Origin of the sequence: Mesorhizobium sp. J8 (genome assembly GCF_016591715.1) — a bacterium.
GTDB lineage: Bacteria > Pseudomonadota > Alphaproteobacteria > Rhizobiales > Rhizobiaceae > Mesorhizobium.
Genome location: NZ_AP024109.1, coordinates 4,659,030 through 4,677,155 on the forward strand (window position 1 = coordinate 4,659,030; position 18,126 = coordinate 4,677,155).

At 64.5% G+C, this 18,126-nt stretch carries 15 protein-coding genes; 3 read left to right on the forward strand and 12 right to left on the reverse strand.

Going from position 1 to position 18,126, the window contains the following annotated elements; genetic code table 11:
• Window positions 1–32 precede the first annotated feature (32 nt).
• Window positions 33–2,195, reverse strand: a complete 2,163-nt coding sequence (locus MJ8_RS22315) for an amylo-alpha-1,6-glucosidase (protein ID WP_201410886.1) — start codon at window positions 2,193–2,195, stop codon at window positions 33–35.
• Between the two features lie 149 nt (window positions 2,196–2,344).
• On the reverse strand, window positions 2,345–3,403 hold the full coding sequence (locus MJ8_RS22320) for a glycosyltransferase family 4 protein (RefSeq protein ID WP_201410887.1): 1,059 nt from the start codon (window positions 3,401–3,403) through the stop codon (window positions 2,345–2,347).
• Between the two features lie 222 nt (window positions 3,404–3,625).
• Here MJ8_RS22320 and MJ8_RS22325 point away from each other — a divergent pair, with 222 nt between their 5' ends.
• Both MJ8_RS22325 and MJ8_RS22330 read left to right on the forward strand, forming a co-directional pair.
• Window positions 3,626–4,831: an ROK family transcriptional regulator gene (locus MJ8_RS22325; RefSeq protein ID WP_201410888.1), complete on the forward strand. Its 1,206-nt coding sequence runs from the start codon at window positions 3,626–3,628 to the stop codon at window positions 4,829–4,831.
• Window positions 4,832–4,834: 3 nt separating this feature from the next.
• Window positions 4,835–5,332: a peptide deformylase gene (locus MJ8_RS22330; RefSeq protein WP_201410889.1), complete on the forward strand. Its 498-nt coding sequence runs from the start codon at window positions 4,835–4,837 to the stop codon at window positions 5,330–5,332.
• A gap of 16 nt (window positions 5,333–5,348) precedes the next feature.
• Here the strand turns inward: MJ8_RS22330 and MJ8_RS22335 are convergent, their stop codons facing one another.
• The 10 genes from MJ8_RS22335 to MJ8_RS22380 all read right to left on the reverse strand — a co-directional run bounded on the left by MJ8_RS22335 (window position 5,349) and on the right by MJ8_RS22380 (window position 17,097).
• The gene (locus MJ8_RS22335; RefSeq protein WP_201410890.1) at window positions 5,349–6,146 is read right to left on the reverse strand and encodes an ABC transporter permease subunit; all 798 of its coding nucleotides are present in this window, start codon (window positions 6,144–6,146) and stop codon (window positions 5,349–5,351) included.
• 2 nt (window positions 6,147–6,148) lie between these two features.
• Window positions 6,149–7,006: a 2-aminoethylphosphonate ABC transporter permease subunit gene (locus MJ8_RS22340; RefSeq protein ID WP_201410891.1), complete on the reverse strand. Its 858-nt coding sequence runs from the start codon at window positions 7,004–7,006 to the stop codon at window positions 6,149–6,151.
• The gene (locus MJ8_RS22345; RefSeq protein ID WP_201410892.1) at window positions 6,999–8,147 is read right to left on the reverse strand and encodes an ABC transporter ATP-binding protein; all 1,149 of its coding nucleotides are present in this window, start codon (window positions 8,145–8,147) and stop codon (window positions 6,999–7,001) included. Before MJ8_RS22345 ends, MJ8_RS22340 begins: the two co-directional genes overlap by 8 nt.
• Before the next feature lie 31 nt (window positions 8,148–8,178).
• Window positions 8,179–9,210: a 2-aminoethylphosphonate ABC transporter substrate-binding protein gene (locus tag MJ8_RS22350; protein WP_201410893.1), complete on the reverse strand. Its 1,032-nt coding sequence runs from the start codon at window positions 9,208–9,210 to the stop codon at window positions 8,179–8,181.
• Between the two features lie 255 nt (window positions 9,211–9,465).
• Complete coding sequence (locus MJ8_RS22355) at window positions 9,466–10,476, reverse strand: 2-hydroxyacid dehydrogenase (protein WP_201410894.1); 1,011 nt, start codon at window positions 10,474–10,476, stop codon at window positions 9,466–9,468.
• A 5-nt stretch (window positions 10,477–10,481) separates the two neighbouring features.
• Window positions 10,482–11,828 carry an aspartate aminotransferase family protein gene (locus MJ8_RS22360; RefSeq protein WP_201410895.1) on the reverse strand — a complete coding sequence of 449 codons (1,347 nt, stop codon included), beginning with the start codon at window positions 11,826–11,828 and terminating at the stop codon, window positions 10,482–10,484.
• Window positions 11,825–12,943, reverse strand: coding sequence for a TIGR03364 family FAD-dependent oxidoreductase (locus tag MJ8_RS22365; RefSeq protein WP_201410896.1), 1,119 nt, complete (start codon window positions 12,941–12,943; stop codon window positions 11,825–11,827). The genes MJ8_RS22360 and MJ8_RS22365 overlap by 4 nt, the downstream gene beginning before the upstream one ends.
• A 5-nt stretch (window positions 12,944–12,948) precedes the next feature.
• The gene (gene phnY / locus MJ8_RS22370; protein WP_201410897.1) at window positions 12,949–14,403 is read right to left on the reverse strand and encodes a phosphonoacetaldehyde dehydrogenase; all 1,455 of its coding nucleotides are present in this window, start codon (window positions 14,401–14,403) and stop codon (window positions 12,949–12,951) included.
• Window positions 14,404–14,626: 223 nt separating this feature from the next.
• Window positions 14,627–15,883, reverse strand: a complete 1,257-nt coding sequence (gene phnA, locus MJ8_RS22375) for a phosphonoacetate hydrolase (RefSeq protein ID WP_201410898.1) — start codon at window positions 15,881–15,883, stop codon at window positions 14,627–14,629.
• A gap of 11 nt (window positions 15,884–15,894) precedes the next feature.
• Entirely contained in the window at window positions 15,895–17,097 is a 1,203-nt protein-coding gene (locus MJ8_RS22380; protein ID WP_201410899.1) for a 2-aminoethylphosphonate--pyruvate transaminase, read from the reverse strand.
• Between the two features lie 150 nt (window positions 17,098–17,247).
• Between MJ8_RS22380 and MJ8_RS22385 the strand changes: the two genes are divergently transcribed.
• A complete protein-coding gene (locus MJ8_RS22385; RefSeq protein WP_201410900.1) occupies window positions 17,248–18,117 on the forward strand; it encodes a LysR substrate-binding domain-containing protein in 870 nt (289 codons plus the stop codon).
• Window positions 18,118–18,126 lie beyond the last annotated feature (9 nt).

Consider the following 18,126-nt stretch of genomic DNA (forward strand, 5'->3'; position numbering starts at 1 on the left):
CGATTGTTGAACACGCGGTTGCGGCGCTTTGTTTACGTGCGCACGATGAGCGGCACCTGGCCCTCGTGCCGGTCGGGCAAGAAGGCTGCAACGCGGTCGCCGACCCGCTGGAAGGTGAGATCTACCGCTTTGTCGCCGACCGTCAGATGCCGGAGCGTGAGCGTGTCGATGCCGATCGGGAGCCTTGGCCGCGAGACATGCAATTCGCCCGCCCAGCCATCGATTTCGAGCCCGAGACAGGCCTGCATCAGCATGAAGGTGGAGCCGGCCGACCAGGCCTGCGGGAGGCACGCCACGGGATAGGCGATCGGCGCTTCGCCCGGAGCCCGGGCGAACCCGCAGAACAGCTCGGGCAGACGCATGTTGAAATGCACGGCCGACTCGAACATGCCGCTCATCAGCCGCACCACGCTGTCGCGTTCGCCGTAGCGTGCGAGGCCGACGCCGCAGAGCGCCGTGTCATGCGGCCAGATCGAGCCGTTGTGGTAGGACATCGGATTGAAGAACACCGCATCGTCGGCGAGCGTCCTGAGCCCCCAGCCGGAATGGAAGGACGCCGACAGCAACTGGTCGGCAACCAGCTTGGCGCGCTCTGGCTGCGGCAGCCCGACGAAAAGCAGGTGTCCTGCATTCGATGTGCGCACCTTGCACGGCTTGCCCTCGCCATCGATGGCCAGAGCATAGAAATTCATGTCGTCCTGCCAGAAATCCCGCTCCACCGCGACCCGCATTTCCTCGGCGCGGTTCTCCCAGTGCTCGGCGTCGGCGAATTCACCGCGGCGGCGTGCGAGCGCCGCCATGCCGCGGAAAGCGGCGAAGACATAGCCCTGCACCTCGACCAGCGCTATCGGTCCCTTGGGGATGCGGCCGTCGGCGTGGAACACCGAATCGAAACTGTCCTTCCAGCCCTGATTGGCAAGGCCCGACTCGGCGGCGCGCTGGTAGGTGACGAAACCGGTCGCGCGGCTCGCCTCCTCAGTCCATTCGGCGGCGGCCTTCAGCGAAGGCCAGAGCCTGTCGATGAAGGCCATGTCGCCGGTGCGGTCGGCATAGGCGGAAGCCAGATGGATATAGAGCGGCGTGGTGTCGACGCCGCCATAATAGCGGCCGAATGGAAGCTCGCGCAGCGCGGCCATCTCGCCCTTGCGCGTCTCATGCATGATCTTGCCGGGCTGGGAATCCGAAAAAGGCGACGTTTCGGTCGCCTGGTGCTCGGCCAGAAAAGCCAGCACGCCCCGCGCCAGGCCGGGATTGAGCCAGAGCATCTGCAGGCTCGAGATCACGCCGTCGCGGCCGAATGCCGTCGAGAACCAGGGGATGCCGGCATAAGGATAGGGCCCGGTCGGGAGCTCCGTGGTAAGCAGCGCCACATCGGCGCGGGCGCGCTCGACCCAGTCGTTGAAGACGCGGCCCGAGCTGTGCACCGTGGCGCCATGTCTGCGCTTGGCGCGCATGCCGAAGCGGGCCCGCGCCGCCGCGGCGCGGAAACGGTCGCGATTGGGAGCCTCCGAAGCTTCCGGGCCGACTTCGACATACAGTACCTTGCTGCTGCGCTTGGTCACCGCGATCAGGAAGTCGGCGCGGTTGTCGCTTAGTTTGTCGGGAGCTTGCGAAAAGGAGATTGCCGACAGGCGCGGCAGCCCGTCGAGACCGTCATAGCCGAGCATGACGGACTCCTTGTCGGTCTTTGCCAGATGCGTCGTGCCGCGCTTCGCCCGCGTCGAGCCGCGCACCTCGAACATGTCACGGAAGTCGGCTGCAAAATGCAGCGAGACGGTGATGGTCGAATGCTCGCGGCTGTAATTGGAAAGCGTGATGCGCTCGAACAGCCTGTCCTGCCACAACAGCCTGACGCGTTCGATATGGATAGCCCCCTGGGGAATATCGCGGCCGGCCGCGCTCTGGATCGGCAGGTTGGTGAGGTTGGACGTGAACAGCACATTGTCCTGGCTGAGCGAGGCGCCGAGCAGCGACATCTGCCTGCCGCCGATGGTCAGCCGGAATTCGGACAGCACGCGCGTGTCGTCGCGAAAGAAGCCGTCGCCCGATCCTCTGATGTCACCATAGGCGTCGGCCACCGCGAAGCAATCGCCCTGCTTCAGGGCAAAAAGCCGGTGCGGTTCCCGCGGCGCCGTTTCGTCGAGCGATGAAAGGGCCACGGCGGGATCGAGCTTGCGCTCGTCGAGCTCCGTCATTCGTCACCTCTTTGTTTGCCCCGCCCTAGAGCATGATGCCGAGTGTGAAGCGGCCTTCGGACGTTATCATGCTCTATCTCTTTGATTTAGGGCCGGATTCAGATTTCGGGTCGAGCAGGCCTGAAATCACCCGGCTCCAGGTATCAAGATCAGGAGGCCTTGGCCTCCGGCGTGCCGGTCAGACGCATATAGGCAGCAAGATAATCGCGCGCCATTCTTGTCGCCGAGAACCTTTTCTCGAAGACCGCCCTCACCTGCCGCCGATCCAGATCGAGGAGGGCGGGCATCGACGCGACCGCATCCTCTACGCTGTCCACGACGAAGCCGGTGACGCCATTGTCGACGATCTCCGGCAGGGCGCCCTGGCTCCAGGCAATCACCGGCGTGCCGCAGGCCATCGCCTCGATCGCGACGAGGCCGAACGGTTCCGGCCAGTCGATGGGGAACAAAAGGCCCGCCGCATTGCCGAGAAACCCGGCCTTCTCGTCTTCCGTGATCTCGCCGACATAGTCGACGCGGTCGCCATCGATCAGCGCCTCGATGTTGTCGCGGAAATAGGCGCGGTCGTCATCGCCGATCTTGGCCGCCAGCTTCAGCTTCAAGCCGGACCGGCGCGCGATCTCGATGGCGCGGTCCGGCCGCTTGTCGCGCGACAGGCGTCCGAGGAAGGCGAGATATGGTTCTTCCGCTCGCGGTTCATAAGTCGGCTGGTAGGCGTCGAGCGGCAGTCCGTGATGGATCGTTGCGAGCCAGTTCGCATCCGGCAGGCCGCGCTTCTGGCTGTGCGAGATCGAGATCATCGGGAACCGCGGGAAGCGTTTGTAGGCCGGCGCCAGATCCACATAGTCGAGCCGGCCATGCGGGGTCGTCACCGTCCGCCCCGCCATCTCCTCGAAGAACGGAAAATGCAGGAAGTGGCTAAGATGGAAATGGATGACGTCGAACTCTTGGGCGCGCTCGCGCACCTCGGCAAGCATCGCCAGATGCGCTGCGATCTCCGATTTCTTCGGCCGCGGGTCGAGGCGTATTGCCTGGTCGCGTCCAGGCACCAGCCTGGCTGACGTTTCGCTGTCGCCGCTGGCGAACAAAGTCACATCATGTCCGAGCCCGACCAGCGCTTCGGTGATATAGAAAACGATCCTCTCCGTCCCGCCATAGAGTTTCGGTGGCACGGATTCGTAGAGCGGCGCGACATGGGCTATGCGCATCGGTTCCCTCGGCTGCTGACGCGAGGCAAAATGCGTCAGCAGCCAGATCGTTCCTGCCCAATCGAGCACAAGCGCTGTTGATATCCGTTCGACAAGGGTGACAAGTCGGCCAGAGGCTTTCAACCCTGAAGCGCTCCGAGCCCGATGCCGAGCGCCAACCAATTAAATCAACTTGATTTTCTAAAGTAGCAATCTACAATTTCGGTGACTGGCAACGACCGCATGACTCTCAAGAAAGCCATCTCCGGCACAAATCTCGAGCAGGCCAAATCGCACAACCGGCGTGTGGTGATCGAAACGATCCGCACCAACGGCGCGCTGTCGCGGGCGGCGATCGCCAGGTTGACGGCGCTGTCGTCGCAGACCATCTCCAACATCGTCGAGGAACTGGAAGCGGCCGGGTTGCTGCGCCCTGAAGCAACGCTGAAAGGCGCGCGCGGCCAACCTGCCGTCCCCTACTCCATCAACCCCGACGGCGGCTATTCGATCGGCCTGCAGCTCGACCATCAGCTTGCCGTCGGCGTCGTCACCGATCTCTCCGGCACCATGCGCGCGCGCATCGAGAAAAATGTCGACCGGCCGACTCCCACAGAGGCCATGCCGCTGCTTGCCGCGATCTCAAGCGACCTGATCGCAACCTGCCGGCTCGATCGGAAACGACTGCTCGGCATCGGCATGGCGATGCCCGGGCCGTTCGGCGTCGAAGGCATGACGTCGGTCGGTCCGACGGCCCTTCCCGGCTGGCAGGATTTTCCGGTGGCCGACGAACTGGAACGGCTGACCGGTATCGCCGTCACGGTCGAGAATGACGCCACCGCGGCGGCCATAGGCGAGCGGCTTTACGGCGTTGCCCGCAAGCTCGGCAGCTTCGTCTACCTTTTCATCGGCACGGGCCTCGGCGCCGGGCTGTTCCTCGACGGCCATCTCTACAAGGGAAGCCGTCACAATGCCGGCGAGATCGGCCACATAATCGTGCAGCCGGGCGGACTTGCCTGCGGCTGCGGAAAGCGTGGCTGCCTGGAGCGCTACGTCTCGCTGCGCGCGGCCTATGACAGGCTCGGCCTGGCGGATCCCGACCATGCTTCTCCCGAGCTTCTGGAAGACCTGCTGGCAAAGGGCGACCTTCGTTTCGAGGCCTGGCTCGCCGAGGCGGTCGAGCCATTGCGGCAGGCGATCGACATCCTGGAGATGGCGCTCGATCCCGAAACCGTCGTGCTCGGCGGCTTCATGCCGCTGCCGGTGATCGAAGCTTTGGCCAGCCGGCTGGAACCGCTCCATCTCTCGGTGAGCTCGACCAGCGTGCGTACCACGCCGCGCGTCATGGTCGGCGCCGCGGGAAAGGACACCTCCGTGCTCGGCGCGGCCGCGCTACCGATCTTTTCGGAAACCAACCCGCAATTCGACGTGCTGCAGAAGCCGGTCACCTGACACATGGCGGTCCGGCCGATCATAAAGTTTCCCGATCCCCTACTGCGCGCCGTCGCGGATCCCGTAGCGCTTTTCGACAGCGATCTGCGCAACCTGGCCGGCGATCTCATCGACACCATCCACGCGGCACCCGGGATCGGCATAACCGCCCCGCATATCGGCATCCTGAAACGCCTTGTCGTGATCCAGGTACCTCCCGCCGCAAAGCCTTCGATCTATGTAAATCCGTCGATTGTCGAGGCCTCGACCGAAACGATCCGCCATACGGAAGGCAGCGTTTCGATGCCTGGCGTGACGGAAGATGTCGAGCGCCACGCCCGCGTGCGGGTTCGCTATCAGGATCTCGAGGAGGAGCAATTCGAGGACGCGGAGGGCCTGCTGGCGGTCTGCCACCAGCATGAGATCGATCAACTCGACGGGCTCTTCTGGACGCAGAGGCTATCGCGCCTGAAACGCGAGCGCGTGACCAAACGCTACGCCAAGCTAACCCGAGCGTCCTAATTTTAGATTGGCGAGATTATGATCTGGTCTGCCGGCCGGCGACGCGTTCGAGCCCGATCAGCAAGATGAGCGTCACGGCGACGAGCACCATGGTCAGTGCAGCGCCGGCAAACACATCGCCGCGGTCGGTGAGGCTGAAGATGGATACCGGCAGCGTCACCCAGCCCGGCGGGTAGACCATCACGGTAGCGCCGAGCTCGCCCATCGACAGCGCGAAGCTCAAGCCGAAGGCGGCGACCAGATAGGGCGTAAGCAGCGGCAGCGTGACGTGCCAGAGCCGGTAGGCGGGACGCGCCCCGAGGCTCGACGCCACTTGCTCGAAATCGGGTGAGAGCCTCGCCAGCCCGGCCGAGACATTGCCGAAGGTGAAGGCCGAGATCAGCACGAAATGCGCGACCATGACGATGGCGATAGTACCGTTGAGGAGCAGCGGAGGATGGCTGAAGGCCACAAGCAGGCCGAGTCCGACGGATACCGAAGGGACGGCGCTTGGAATGAAGAACAGCACGCCGAGCACCCTGGCCAAAGTTGCGTCCTGGATACGCAGCGCAAGTGCTGCCCAGGTGCCGCTGACCAGCGCCAGCGCGCTGGCCAGGAAGCCGGTGACGAGGCTTGCCTTCACCGCCTGCCAAGCCGCGCCCTGCACGACATCGCTGTAATGCTCTGTTGTCAGGCCGCTGGGCAGCACGCCGTTCCACTGGTCGGCCAGGCTGGAAAGCAGGATCACCGCGAGAGGAGCGAGGAACAGCAGGCCGAACAGCAGCGCGAAGACTGCCCAAATCAACATGCGACCGGGGCGCGACCAGACCAGCATCCCTATGCTCCGAGACGGCCGGCGGCGAACCGGTAGAGGCCGAACAGCCCCAGCGACAGCGCGATGTTGATGACGGCAATGATGCAGGCGACCTGATAGGCCGATTCCTGGATGGCCTTGCTGTAGATCAGCAGCGGCAGCGTGATGACGCCCTTGGCGCCGATGAACAGCACGATGCCGAACTCGTTCACCGTCAACAACAGACACAAGCTGCCGCCGGCGATCAGCGCCGGCACGGCGGCCGGCAGGATGATTTGGCACACGATCCTGAACGGCCGCGCGCCGAGCACGCTGGCCGCTTCGATCTGGCCGCGATCGACGAGCGAAAAGGCGGCAAGCAGAGGCCGCAGCACGAAGGGCGAGTAGACGGTGACCTCGGCCAGCACCACGCCCCAGGTTGAGTAGAGGAAATCGACCGGCGGTGCCTGCAGCGAAAAGACTTCCATCAATCCGGCATTGAGCATGCCGGCCGAGCCGTAGAGGAAGGTGAAGGCGAGCGTCACCAGGAAGGTGGGCAAGGCGATGAAAGTGTCGATAAGCCGTGCGATCACGCCGCTGCCGGGAAACGGCACGAAGGCGAGGATCAGCCCCAGCACCAGCCCGACGATCAGGCACCCGGCCGTCGCCGCGACCGAGATGGTGATCGTGTTGAGAAGGGCGTTGAGGAAGAAGCGTGCATGCAGCACGCGCACGAACTCGGCGACATTGGCCATGCCGCTGTCGTCGGTAAAAGCCTGCCGGACGATCAGCACCAACGGATAGAAGAACAAGAGCGCCAGCAGCGCAGCCGGCGGCACGATCCAGAACCGGCCAGGCACCTTCTTGACTGTCGGTGCGGGAAGGACGGCCGCGTCAGCCACGGACGTCTTCCGGTACGAGCGAGGTATCGCCGGGCGTGAAGAAGAGCGGTACGGCGGAGCCGCGCTCCGGCAGGCTCACCGGCAGCCTGGTCGCCGAGACGCGCACCGGCGTTCCCTCGACATCGAGCACCAGATGGGTGAGCTCGCCCTGCCAATGCACTTCCTTCAGCGTGCCGACGATTTTGTTGGTGTGTTCCGCGTCGCCGGTGAGGCTGAGATGCTGCGGCCTGATGCAGAGCAAGGTCTTGTCGCCGGGCTTCTCGCCGCGTCCCGCACCTGCCAGCACGGCATCGCCGAGCCTGGCCTTGGCGAACCCCTTCGGTCCGGCGGCGCCTTCCGCGACGGTGACCGGCAACAGGTTCGCGCGACCCAGGAACTCCGCCGTAAAGCGGTTCGGCGGCCGGCGATAGAGTTCGGCCGTCGGCCCGTGCGAGGACACCCGTCCGTCGCGCATGATGGCGATCTTGTCGGCAAGCGTCAGCGCTTCGGTCTGGTCGTGCGTGACATAGAGGATCGTCAGTCCAGGCAGGTCGCGATGCAGCTTTGCGATCTCCTCGACCATGTTGCGCCTGATCTGCGCGTCGAGCGCCGAAAGCGGCTCGTCGAGCAGAAGCACGCGCGGCCTGACCGCAAGCGCCCGCGCGATCGCCACACGCTGCTGCTGGCCGCCGGAAAGCTCGCGCGGATAGCGCTTGGCAAAGCCCGACATGCCGACGATTGCGAGCGAATCCTTGACGCGCTCGGCAATCAGCGCCTTGTCGGCCCCTTGCGCCCTGAGGCCGAACGCGACGTTGTCCTCGGCCCGCATATGGGGGAAGAGCGCATAGTTCTGGACCACCATGCCGAGCCCGCGCTCGTAGGGCGGAAGATCGGTCACGTCGGTGGCGCCGATGCGGATCCGGCCGCTTGCCGGCCGGACGAAACCGGCGACGGCCCGGAGCGCCGTGGTCTTGCCCGAGCCGGAGGGTCCGATCATCGCCAGGATCTCGCCAGGCGCGATGTCGAGCGTCAGCGGATGCAGCACGACATGCGCGCCATAGGCGACGCTGACCTTGTCGAAGTGGACATTGGATCCGGCACCGCGAATTTTCGCGGCGTCGACATCCATGACATTGCTTCCCGTGAAAGCGGGCACCGACATGGCTGCTCCTCCGGATTTGCTCACCAGGAGATCAACTTCCCGTCGCTTCGTTCCACTTCTTGACATAGTCGGGCAGCTTGGCGAGCGCATCGTCCCAGTTCGGCGCCCAGATGGTCACGCCCTTCATCGCCTCCTGCGCCTTGGCGAAATTGGCGTCGTCCGGCTTCACATCCTTGCGGGCCGGCAGGCCGAGCGCGACGGAGCTTACCGTCGACTGCGCTTCCTTGGAGAGCAGGAACTCGATCAGCTTCTTGCCGTTGTCGGAATTGGGCGCGCCGGTGACCAGGCCGATCTCATAGGGCAGCGCGAAGGTAGAGCGGGTGCCGTCCGGACCGGCGGGCCAGAACACCTTGATGTTCGGATTGTCCGCCATCTGCGACAGGTTCATCTGCAGGTCGCCATTGGCGACATGCAACTCGCCCTTGTTGACCAGCGCGGTCAGCTTGCCGGTCGAGGCGGATGGGCCGACATTGTTGTCCTGCAGCTTCTTCATGAATTCGAAGCCGGCATCCTCGCCGCCGAAGGCGTGGATGATCTCGAGCATGACGGCGGTGCCGTCGCCGGCCTGGCCAGGCGTCGAATACTGGATCTTGCCCTTGAACTTCGGATCGAGCAGGTCGTTATAGCTCTTCGGCGCTTCCGAAAGCACGGAGGCGTTGTAAATGAAGTTCATGTAGTTGTTGACCAGCGGCCGGTACTTGTCGGTGCCACCGTCGATCTGGTCGGAGCCTTCGGGCTTGAAGTCCTGCAAAAGGCCGTCGGCGGCGGCGCGCTGGATGAAGGGCGGCAGCGTGACGAGCACGTCGGCCTGCGGGTTCGACTTCTCCTTGGCGACGCGTTCGACGACGCCGCCCGAGCCGCCCTCGATATACTGCACGGTGATGCCGGTGGCCTTGGTGAAGGCCGCGAACTCGGTCTCGTACCAGCTGTTGTTGCCGTCATGCAGGCCGTCTGCCGAATAGATGGTGACGACGCCGTCGGCGAAGGCCGGAGCAACAAGCGCCGATGAGCCGAGCAGCGTCGCGGCGAAGGTCATGGCCAAGGTAAGATTGCGCGATTTCATGTCAGTTCCCCTGTGTTTGGAAGGCACATCCTGCGACGCACTCTTGGTCGCGCCGACTGGTCCGCTGCGGGCGGCTTAGCGCTGGTGCATGTCGTCGTTGTGTCAACTTTGGAGGTCACCGATCGATAAGTAAAATCTATTTATTTTATGACAGACAAGCCTGAGCTGATATTTGTCACGAAACTGTCGCATGGCCACTGCAGGCGTCTTCTCCGGCACGCTTGGTTACGGTTCTTCACGCAAGCGACGGACTTTTCAGAGAAATTCGACGCCCGCCGTCTGCGCGCGCAAACGCGGATCCCGCGAGCGGATCGTCACCGGCCTGCCCTCGAGCACCTCGAAGCAGCGAGCCAAAGTGTCGTCCTCGAGCCGCTGCATCGCCTCATATGTGAAGAAGGTGAGGTGCGGAAACAGGATCACATTGTCGCGATCGAAAAGCGCGCTCATCGGATGACCGGATCTGGTCAGCGGCTCCAGCGAGTAGACGTCGAGCCCGGCACCGGCGATGCGCCCGGCAACGATCGCCTCGACAAGCGCGGCTTCCTCGACGATGGCTCCGCGCGAGACGTTGATGAGGATCGACGAAGGCTTCATGCAAGCAAGTTCTTGCGCGCCGATGAGACCGTGCGTGTCATCGTTCAGAACGCAGTGGATCGAGACGAAATCGCAAACCCGCAGCATCGCTTGCAGATCGTCGGCTTTCTCGATGCCGGCAGCCTGCATCGTCGCCGCGTCGACGCCAGGATCGAAGCCGAGCACCCTTGCCCGGAACCCCTGCCCCGCCATGCGCGCCATGCTGCGGCCGATCTTGCCGCAGCCGACCAACCCAAGCGTGGCGCCGGCGATATCGCGTCCCAGCCAGCGCTGCTCGGGCCAAATCCAACCGTCGCGCGAAACCGCCGCGGTGATTGCCGGCAGCCGCTTCGCCAGCGCTATCAACAGCGCGAACGCCCCTTCCGCAACAGTCTCTTCCGCATATTCGGGAACATTGACGACGGGAATGCCGCGCCGCATCGCCGCCTTTATGTCGATGGCATCGATGCCGACGCCGTATTTGACGATGCCCTTGAGTTGTCGCGCCGCCTCGATGACCCGCGCGGTGATCGGCGTGTAGCACATCAGGATGAGGTCGGCGTCGGCGACCGCCGCCATCAGTTCGGCTTCCGGAGTGCCGTCCGGCAACGTCACCAGCTCGACGCCGCGCGCCCTCAAGCCCGCGTCGATGCCGGGGCATTCGAGCTCGCTGTCGGTGCGGACGGCCTTCATCGGGCTCAGGCTGCCAGCACGGCGGCCTCGACAATGTCGAGCGCCCGGTCGAGATCGGCGCGCGCAATCACCAGCGGCGGCGACAGCGTCAGCACATTGCCCTGGCTGATCTTGAAGCTCAGCCCCTGGTCGAGGCAGCGATAATAGATTTTCTCGGCAAGCGCGCGCGCAGGCGTGCGGCTCGCCTTGTCCTCTACCATCTCGACGCCGAACATCAGCCCCCTGCCCCTGACATCGCCGACGAAAGGCGAGCGCTGCATGAGGTCGTTCATGCGGGCGAGCGCATGGGCGCCAAGCTCGGCCGAGCGTTCGACCAGCCCTTCCTCGCGGATGATGGCGATGGTGGTGAGCGCGGCGCGCGCGGTGACCGGGTTCTTCTCATGCGTATAGTGGCCGATCGCATAGTCGCCGGCGACGTCGAGGTCGCGGCGCGCGATCACCGAAGCGATCGGCAGGATGCCGCCGCCGAGCGACTTGCCGAGCACGATGATGTCGGGCGTGACCCCGTCATGCTCGGAGGCGAAGAACTTTCCGGTCTTGCCGAGCCCGGTCGGGATCTCATCGAAGATGAGCAGCGTGCCGTGCCGGTCGCAGGCTTCGCGCACCGCTTTCCAGAAGCCCGGTGCCGGCACCAGCGGCGTCGCGCGCATCGGCTCGGCGATGAAGGCGGCGAAGTCGCCTTCGCGCCCCAGCACGTAGGAAATCATGCTCGCGCAGGCGCGTGCCGACTCCTCCAGCGAATTGGTGCCGTACGGGCAATTGTGCGGCGCCCAGGGCGCGACATGCTCGGTGCCGGGCAGCAGCGGCCCGGCGATACCGGAGCGGAACGTCGCCTCGCCGCCGACGCTGGACGCGCCGAAGCCCGCGCCGTGGAAAGCATCCCAGAACGACAAGGTCTTGAACCGGCCGGTCGCCGCGCGCGCCAGCTTCAGCGACACCTCTATGGCATCCGAGCCACCGGTCGTGAACAGCACCTTGCCGAGGTCGCCCGGCGCCAGCGCGCCGAGCGTCTCGGCGAGTTCCACCGCCGGCTCGCAGGTGAAGCGGCGCGGCGCGAATGGCAGCTCGTCCATCTGCCTGGCGATAGCTTCTTTGAGCCGTGGATGGCCGTAGCCGATATGGTGGACGCTGTTGCCATGGAAATCCATGTAACGGCGCCCGGCGGTGTCCTCGATCCAGATCCCTTCGGCCTTGGCGATGGCCGAGACGCAAGGGCTGGAAAGGCTCTGGTGCAGGAATGCGTCGGCGTCGCGCCGCAACAGCGCCTGCGAAGGAGCATGGTTTTGCCTGGCACTCCATTCCTGGCGGGCTGCGGCCTTGTTGGATTCGCCTTCGGTATGGACGAGCGTCATTGGCCGAACAACTCCGTTATGGTCTCCTCGCCAAGCCCGAAGCCGGTGCTGGCGCCGGTGCCGCTGGTGACGATCACCAGTTGCACGTCCTCATGCGGGGTGTCGCGCAGCACGGCATTCTTCGCCGAAGCGTAGCTGCCGGTCCAGCGTGCGAGCACGCCTGGTACCGCGCCGAACAGTGTCTTGAACTCGCCCAGGATCAGCTGGTCGATTGCCTCCGATCCGAAAGGATCGAGCGTTAGCCCGTAGTGATGGGAATCGCCTACAACCAGCGATCCGTCGGCGCTCTGCACGACGATCAGGTGAACGCCGTTGGCCAAGGCCGCACCGCGGTCCTGGGTCAATCTCTGCCGTAGCGCGCCTGCCTCGGGCAGACTGGCGAAGCCGCCGTAGCGCAGCAGGCTGAGATCGGACATCAGCGCCGACTGGAGCCGGAAACCGGGATGGGCAAGGCGCAACATCTGCAGCTTGCAGCGCTGCACACCATGCTTGCCGATCAGTTCCGGATAAAGCGAGCTGAAATCGTCCCCCGGACAAACGACGACCTTTGCGGCGTGAACACGTCCCGCGCTGGTCTCGACGAAGGGCGGAGCGATCTCCGTCACCGAGACGCCGGTGCGGAACACAACGCCATGCTTCTCAGCCAGGAACGATGCCAGCCGCGGCAGCACCTCGCGCGACTCCACGCGCAACTCGAACGGACTGTAGAGCCCGCCGATGATCGCCTTCTCGGCGAGGCCGGCTTGCTGCGCGGCAGCCTCGCGCGCCGTCAGAAGCTTGCATTCGCCGCCATGCTCGCCGGACTTGAATGTCTCCAGCAGCGCCAGCGCTTCCGGGCGCTGTGCCGCAATCAACTTGCCGCGATGCAGAATATCAATGCCGGCCTCGTTCGCGAGCTCGATCCAGATCTCGCGGCTGCGCTCCGCCAGCCGGCGCCCCGGCCCTGGCTCCTGCCCGGTAACGACGACGAGGCCGAAATTGCGGATCGAGGCGCCGTTCGCCTTCTGATCGCGATCGATGACGACGACGCGCAGGCCGCGCCGTGCGGCGGCCAGCGCATGCGCCAGCCCAAGGATACCGGAGCCGACAACGGCGAGATCGAAACTCTCCGTCACGGCGCTTACCAGGGCAGGGAGAAGGTCTTGATGTTGGTGTAGCTCTTCATCGCCTCGATGACGCCTTCCTTGTAGCCGTTGCCGGAGTCTTTGATGCCGCCGAAGGGGCTCATCTCGATGCGGTATCCCGGCACTTCCCAGATGTTGACGGTGCCGACCTTGAGGCCGGTGATGTATTTCTGCATGCGGCGGAAATCATTGGTGCAGACGCCCGACGACAGGCCGAAGGCAGTCGAATTCGACAGCCTGATCAGCGCCTCGTCATCGTCCGGCGCGCGCACGATCGGCACGATCGGCCCAAAGGTTTCCTCCATCACCAGCTCGGACTGGTGCGGCACGCGGTCGACCACGATCGGCGGCAGCAACGCGCCCCTGCGGCCTGGATCGTAGAGCACTTCGGCGCCCTGCTCAGCCGCCATGTGGACACGCTTCTCGAACAGCGCCGCGGCCTTCTCATGCACCACCGTGCCCAGTTGCGTTGCCGGCTCGCGCGGGTCGCCGAATTTGATGGCCTTGGCCCGCTCCAGCACCATCGGCACGAAGCGGTCGGCGACCTTCTCCTGCACCAGGATGCGCTTCACCGCCGTGCAGCGCTGGCCGGAATTCTTTGTCGCGCCGGCGACCGCAAGATCGGCCGCCTTGGCAAGATCGCCATCCGAAAGATCGTTGAGGATGATCAGCGGATCGTTGCCGCCGAGCTCCAGCACCTGGCGCTTGTAGCCGGCCTTCGACGCGATCATCTTGCCGACCGGCACGCCGCCGGTGAAGGTGATGAGGTCGATATTGGGATTGGTGATCATCTCGTCGCCGATATCGGCAGGCCATCCGGTGACGACCGACAGCATTTCCGGCGGCAGGCCGGCCTCGTAGAGGATATCGGCCAGCATCAGCGCCGTGATCGGCGTCAGCTCCGTCGGCTTAACCACGACGCAATTGTTGGTGGCGATCGCCGGCGCCACCTTGTGCGACACCATGTTGAGCGGATGGTTGAAGGGTGTGATGGCCGAGATCGCGTTGAGCGGCTCGCGGATGGTGAAGATCTTGCGCTGCTTGCCATGTGGGGTGAGATCGCAGGAAAAGATCTGCCCGTCGTCCTGGATGGCCAGCTGACCGCTCAAGGTAAAAACGTCGAAGGCGCGTCCGACCTCGTAGAGCGAATCCTGCTTGGAGATGCCTAGCTCCAGCGTGATGAGATCCGACAGCTCGTCCTTGCGCGCATTGAGCAGCTCGGCGGTCTTGAGCAGGATCTTCTGCCGCTCGTAGCGCGTCAACTTGGGCTGATAGGCGGCCGCGATCTCGAAGGCGCGCCGCGCATGCTCCGCACCGCCCGCCGGCACTGTGCCGATGACGGTGTCGTTCCAGGGGAAGCGCACTTCCAGCCTGCGCTCAGCATCGACCTTTTCCCCGGCGATGCGCATCGGCTCGTGGCGGACTTTGATGGCGGGATCGAGTTGGGTCATGTGGGTGGTTCCAGTCGTGGATATGTCGCGGGGTCGACCCCCACTCCGGCCCTTCGGGCCACCTCTCCCCCGATCGACGGGGGAGAGGAAATCAGTCGGCGTCGGCCCTTGTTCCTTCGCAGTCCAAAGCGCTGGGTAATCGACCGGGCGCCTTTCCTCTCCCGTCGATCGTGGGAGAGGTGCCGGGGGAAGTCCGGCGGAGTGGGGGTCGACAGCGCCCAACCTAAGCCTGCGCCGCCGCCATCGTCGCGTAGTAGAACGCATCGAAATTCCGCAGCACCGGCTCGTTCGGCAGATCCGGCAGCACGCGGTTGACGATGAACGGCACTTCCTGCTCCGTCAGCCCGCCATGCGAGCGCAGCGGCTCGTCGAGCGCCGCCAGATTGTGCCGGTGCTCGGAGGTGCCGATCGTCTTGTTCTCGCCGGAGATCAGGATGATGTCGCCCATGCGGTCCTCGGGCAGCTCGAAGCGCGCGCAGCCTTCCTCGCGACCGAGCACCAGGATGATGTCCTCGACCTTGCGCAGCTTTGCCATCACCGCCTCGCGGTCCACGCCCTTGGGAAGGTAAGCGGTGGCGAAGGAACCCAGCGCCCCGTGATGCACGACATAGGGGTCGGTGATCGGCAGGATGACACGGGCGGCGTCCTTGCCCAGCCATTCGTCGAGCAGGTCCTGGACGTAGACCACGTTGGGCGAGCCGTCGGCATGGTGCTTCGGCTTCATGCCATGGTCGGCGGTGACGACGATCGCCGCACCCAGCGCATCCAGCTGCGCCAGATACTTGTCGAACATCTCGTAGAAGGCGTTGGCCTGGGGCACGCCCGGGGCGTATTTGTGCTGCACATAATCGGTGGTGGTGAGATACATCACGTCCGGCCGGAATTCCTTCAGGAGTTGCACGCCGGCGGCGAAGACGAATTCCGACAGCTCGGCCGAATAGACCTCGGGCACCGGCAGGCCGAAATGCTTCGAAGCATTGTCGATGCCGTGCTCGGCTTTTGTCGTGATGTCGGACCTCTCGGCCGAGAAGCACATCGCCCGACCGTCGTCGAACTTCAGCCCCTTGCCGAGCAGCGCCCTGAGCTTGTCCTTGGCCGTCACCACCGCCACCTTGGCGCCGGCGTCGTAAAAGGCTTGGAACACCGTCGGCGCGCGCAGGAACTTCGGATCGTTCATCATCACCTCCTCGCCCGTCTCCGGGTTGTAGAGGTAGTTGCCGCAGATGCCATGCACCGCCGGCGGCCGGCCGGTGGCGATCGACAGATTGTTGGGGTTGGTGAAGCTCGGGATCACCGAATGGGCGAAGCGCACCGTGCCCGTCTTCTTGATCCTTTCCAGTGCCGGCATCAGCCCGGCTTTGATCGCTTCATCGAGATAGGCCGGCTCGCAGCCGTCGAGGCAGATGGCGATGGCCGGCACGCGCGGCCAGGCATAGGAACGGCCATTGGCCGCGACGTTGACGGGAGACATCTGGTTCATTCGAAAACCTCTCAGGCGGCGAGCTTGGCGCGCTCGGCGATAGCGGCGGGGGATGGGGCGGCGGTGTCGACGCCCATTTCGTTCAGCGACTGCGCTGCCGCTTCGACCACGCGGCGCATGACATGCTCGTCCATCTGGCCGATGCAGCCGATGCGGAAGGAGTCCACCACCGTGAGCTTGCCCGGATAGATGATGAAGCCCTTTTCCTTCATCAGTTCGTAGAAGCGGTCGAAGGCGAAATTCTCATGCGCCGGGTTGAAGAAGGTGACGATGATCGGCGACAGCCAGCGATCCTTGAGCAGCGTCTCGAAACCGAGCTCGCGCATGCCGGCCACCATGACGTCGCGGTTTCGCGTGTAGCGCGCGCCGCGTCCGGCAACGCCGCCCTCGGCCTCGTGCAGACGTAACGCCTCCAGGAAGGCCGCGACGACATGCGTCGGCGGCGTATAGCGCCATTGCCCGGTCTTGTTCATGTTCGTCCATTGCGCATGGACGTCGAGCGACAGCGAGTGGCTGCGTCCCTTGGCGGCTTCGAGCTCGCTCTTGCGGGCGATGACGAAGCCGAAGCCCGGCACGCCCTCGATGCATTTGTTGGCGGACGAAACCATCGCCTCATAGCGGATGTCGTTGACGTCGAGCGGGATGGCGCCGAACGCGCTCATGGAATCGACCAGAAGCTTGCGGCCATTGGCATAGACGGCTTCCGATATCTCGGCGACCGGATTGAGGATGCCAGAGCTGGTCTCGCAGTGGATGGCGATCACATGCGTGATCGCGGGGTCGGCCCTCAGCGCCGTCGCCACCTCCTCGCCGCGCGGCGGCAGGTAGTCCCCCTTGTCGATCAGCGTGTAGGCGCGACCGATATATTCCATCGTCTGCGCGGCGCGCAGGCCGTAGGCGCCGTTGGCCAAAACCAGCACCTTGCCGTCCTTGGGCACGAACGAGCCTAGCATGGCCTCGACGCAGAAGGAGCCGCTGCCCTGCATGGGCACGCAGTCGAATTCGCCTCGGCTGTCACCGGTCAACGCCAGAAGGCGGCGGCGCAGCTCAGCGGTCATGGCGCGGAAATCGCCGTCCCAGGAGCCCCAGTCGCGCAGCATCGCCTGCTTGACGGCATAAGCCGTGGTGAGCGGGCCGGGAGTGAGCAGATAAGGTTCGCCCAGCGCTGGCGCATCCAGCGGCTTGGTCGCCGCAAATTTCGTCTCAGCGCGCATGCTGCCCTCCCACTTCGATCCTGTCATCGGAATATGACAGCCATTCTCAGCGGGCATGACATATTTGTAAAATCGTTATTTTGTATTGATGTATCGATCTGATCGATGCTACGACCGTAAGCCAGACGCGCCGCCAAGGGAGCCAAGCGAATGCGCTATGTCCAGCTTAGGGCGTTTCACCAGGTCGCCATTTCCGGCGGCTTTTCGCGCGCGGCCGAGGCATTGTTCCTGACCCAGCCGGCGATTTCGGATCAGGTGCGCAAGCTCGAGGAAGAATATGATGTGCTCCTGTTCAACCGGAACAAGAAGCAGGTTACGCTGACCACCCAGGGCCAGAGGCTGCTCGAGATCACCCACCGCATGTTTGAGACCGAGCAGCAGGCGTTGGAATTGTTGACGGAATCGCGCGCGCTGCGGGCCGGCACGTTGCGCATCGTCGCCGACGCGGCGCACCACCTGCTGCACATCCTCGGCGCTTTTCGCGCCCGTTATCCCGGCGTCCAGGTTTTGCTGCGCTCCGGCAACACCGACACCGTCATCAGCAGCCTCTACAGCTACGAGGCCGATATCGGTGTGCTGCCAGAAGTACCATCGGGCCGCGATTTCGAGATGCTGAAGCTGAACTCCACGCCGATCATCGCCTTCGTGTCGGCCGATCATCCACTCGCGGCGAAAAAATCGCTGACGCTCAAGCAGTTGGCGCAGGAACCGCTGGTGATGCGCGAACGTGGCTCGAAGACGCGCAAGAAGCTCGAGGATCTTGCCGCGGCTTTGGAGATCGAGCTCAAGCCCGCGATCGAGGCCGAAGGCCGCGAGGCGGTGCGCGAGATCGTCGCCTCCGGCGCCGGGGTCGGCTTCGTCTCGGCGGCCGAGTTCGGTCACGATTCGCGGTTGGCCGAGATCGCGATCGACGCGCCGGAGACGCTGATGGACGAAGCGCTGATCTGCCTGCGCGAGCGCAGCGGCGGCAAGCTGGTGCGCGCCTTTTTGGACATGGCGCGCTCGATGTCGGGGGATTGAGTCCGGTTC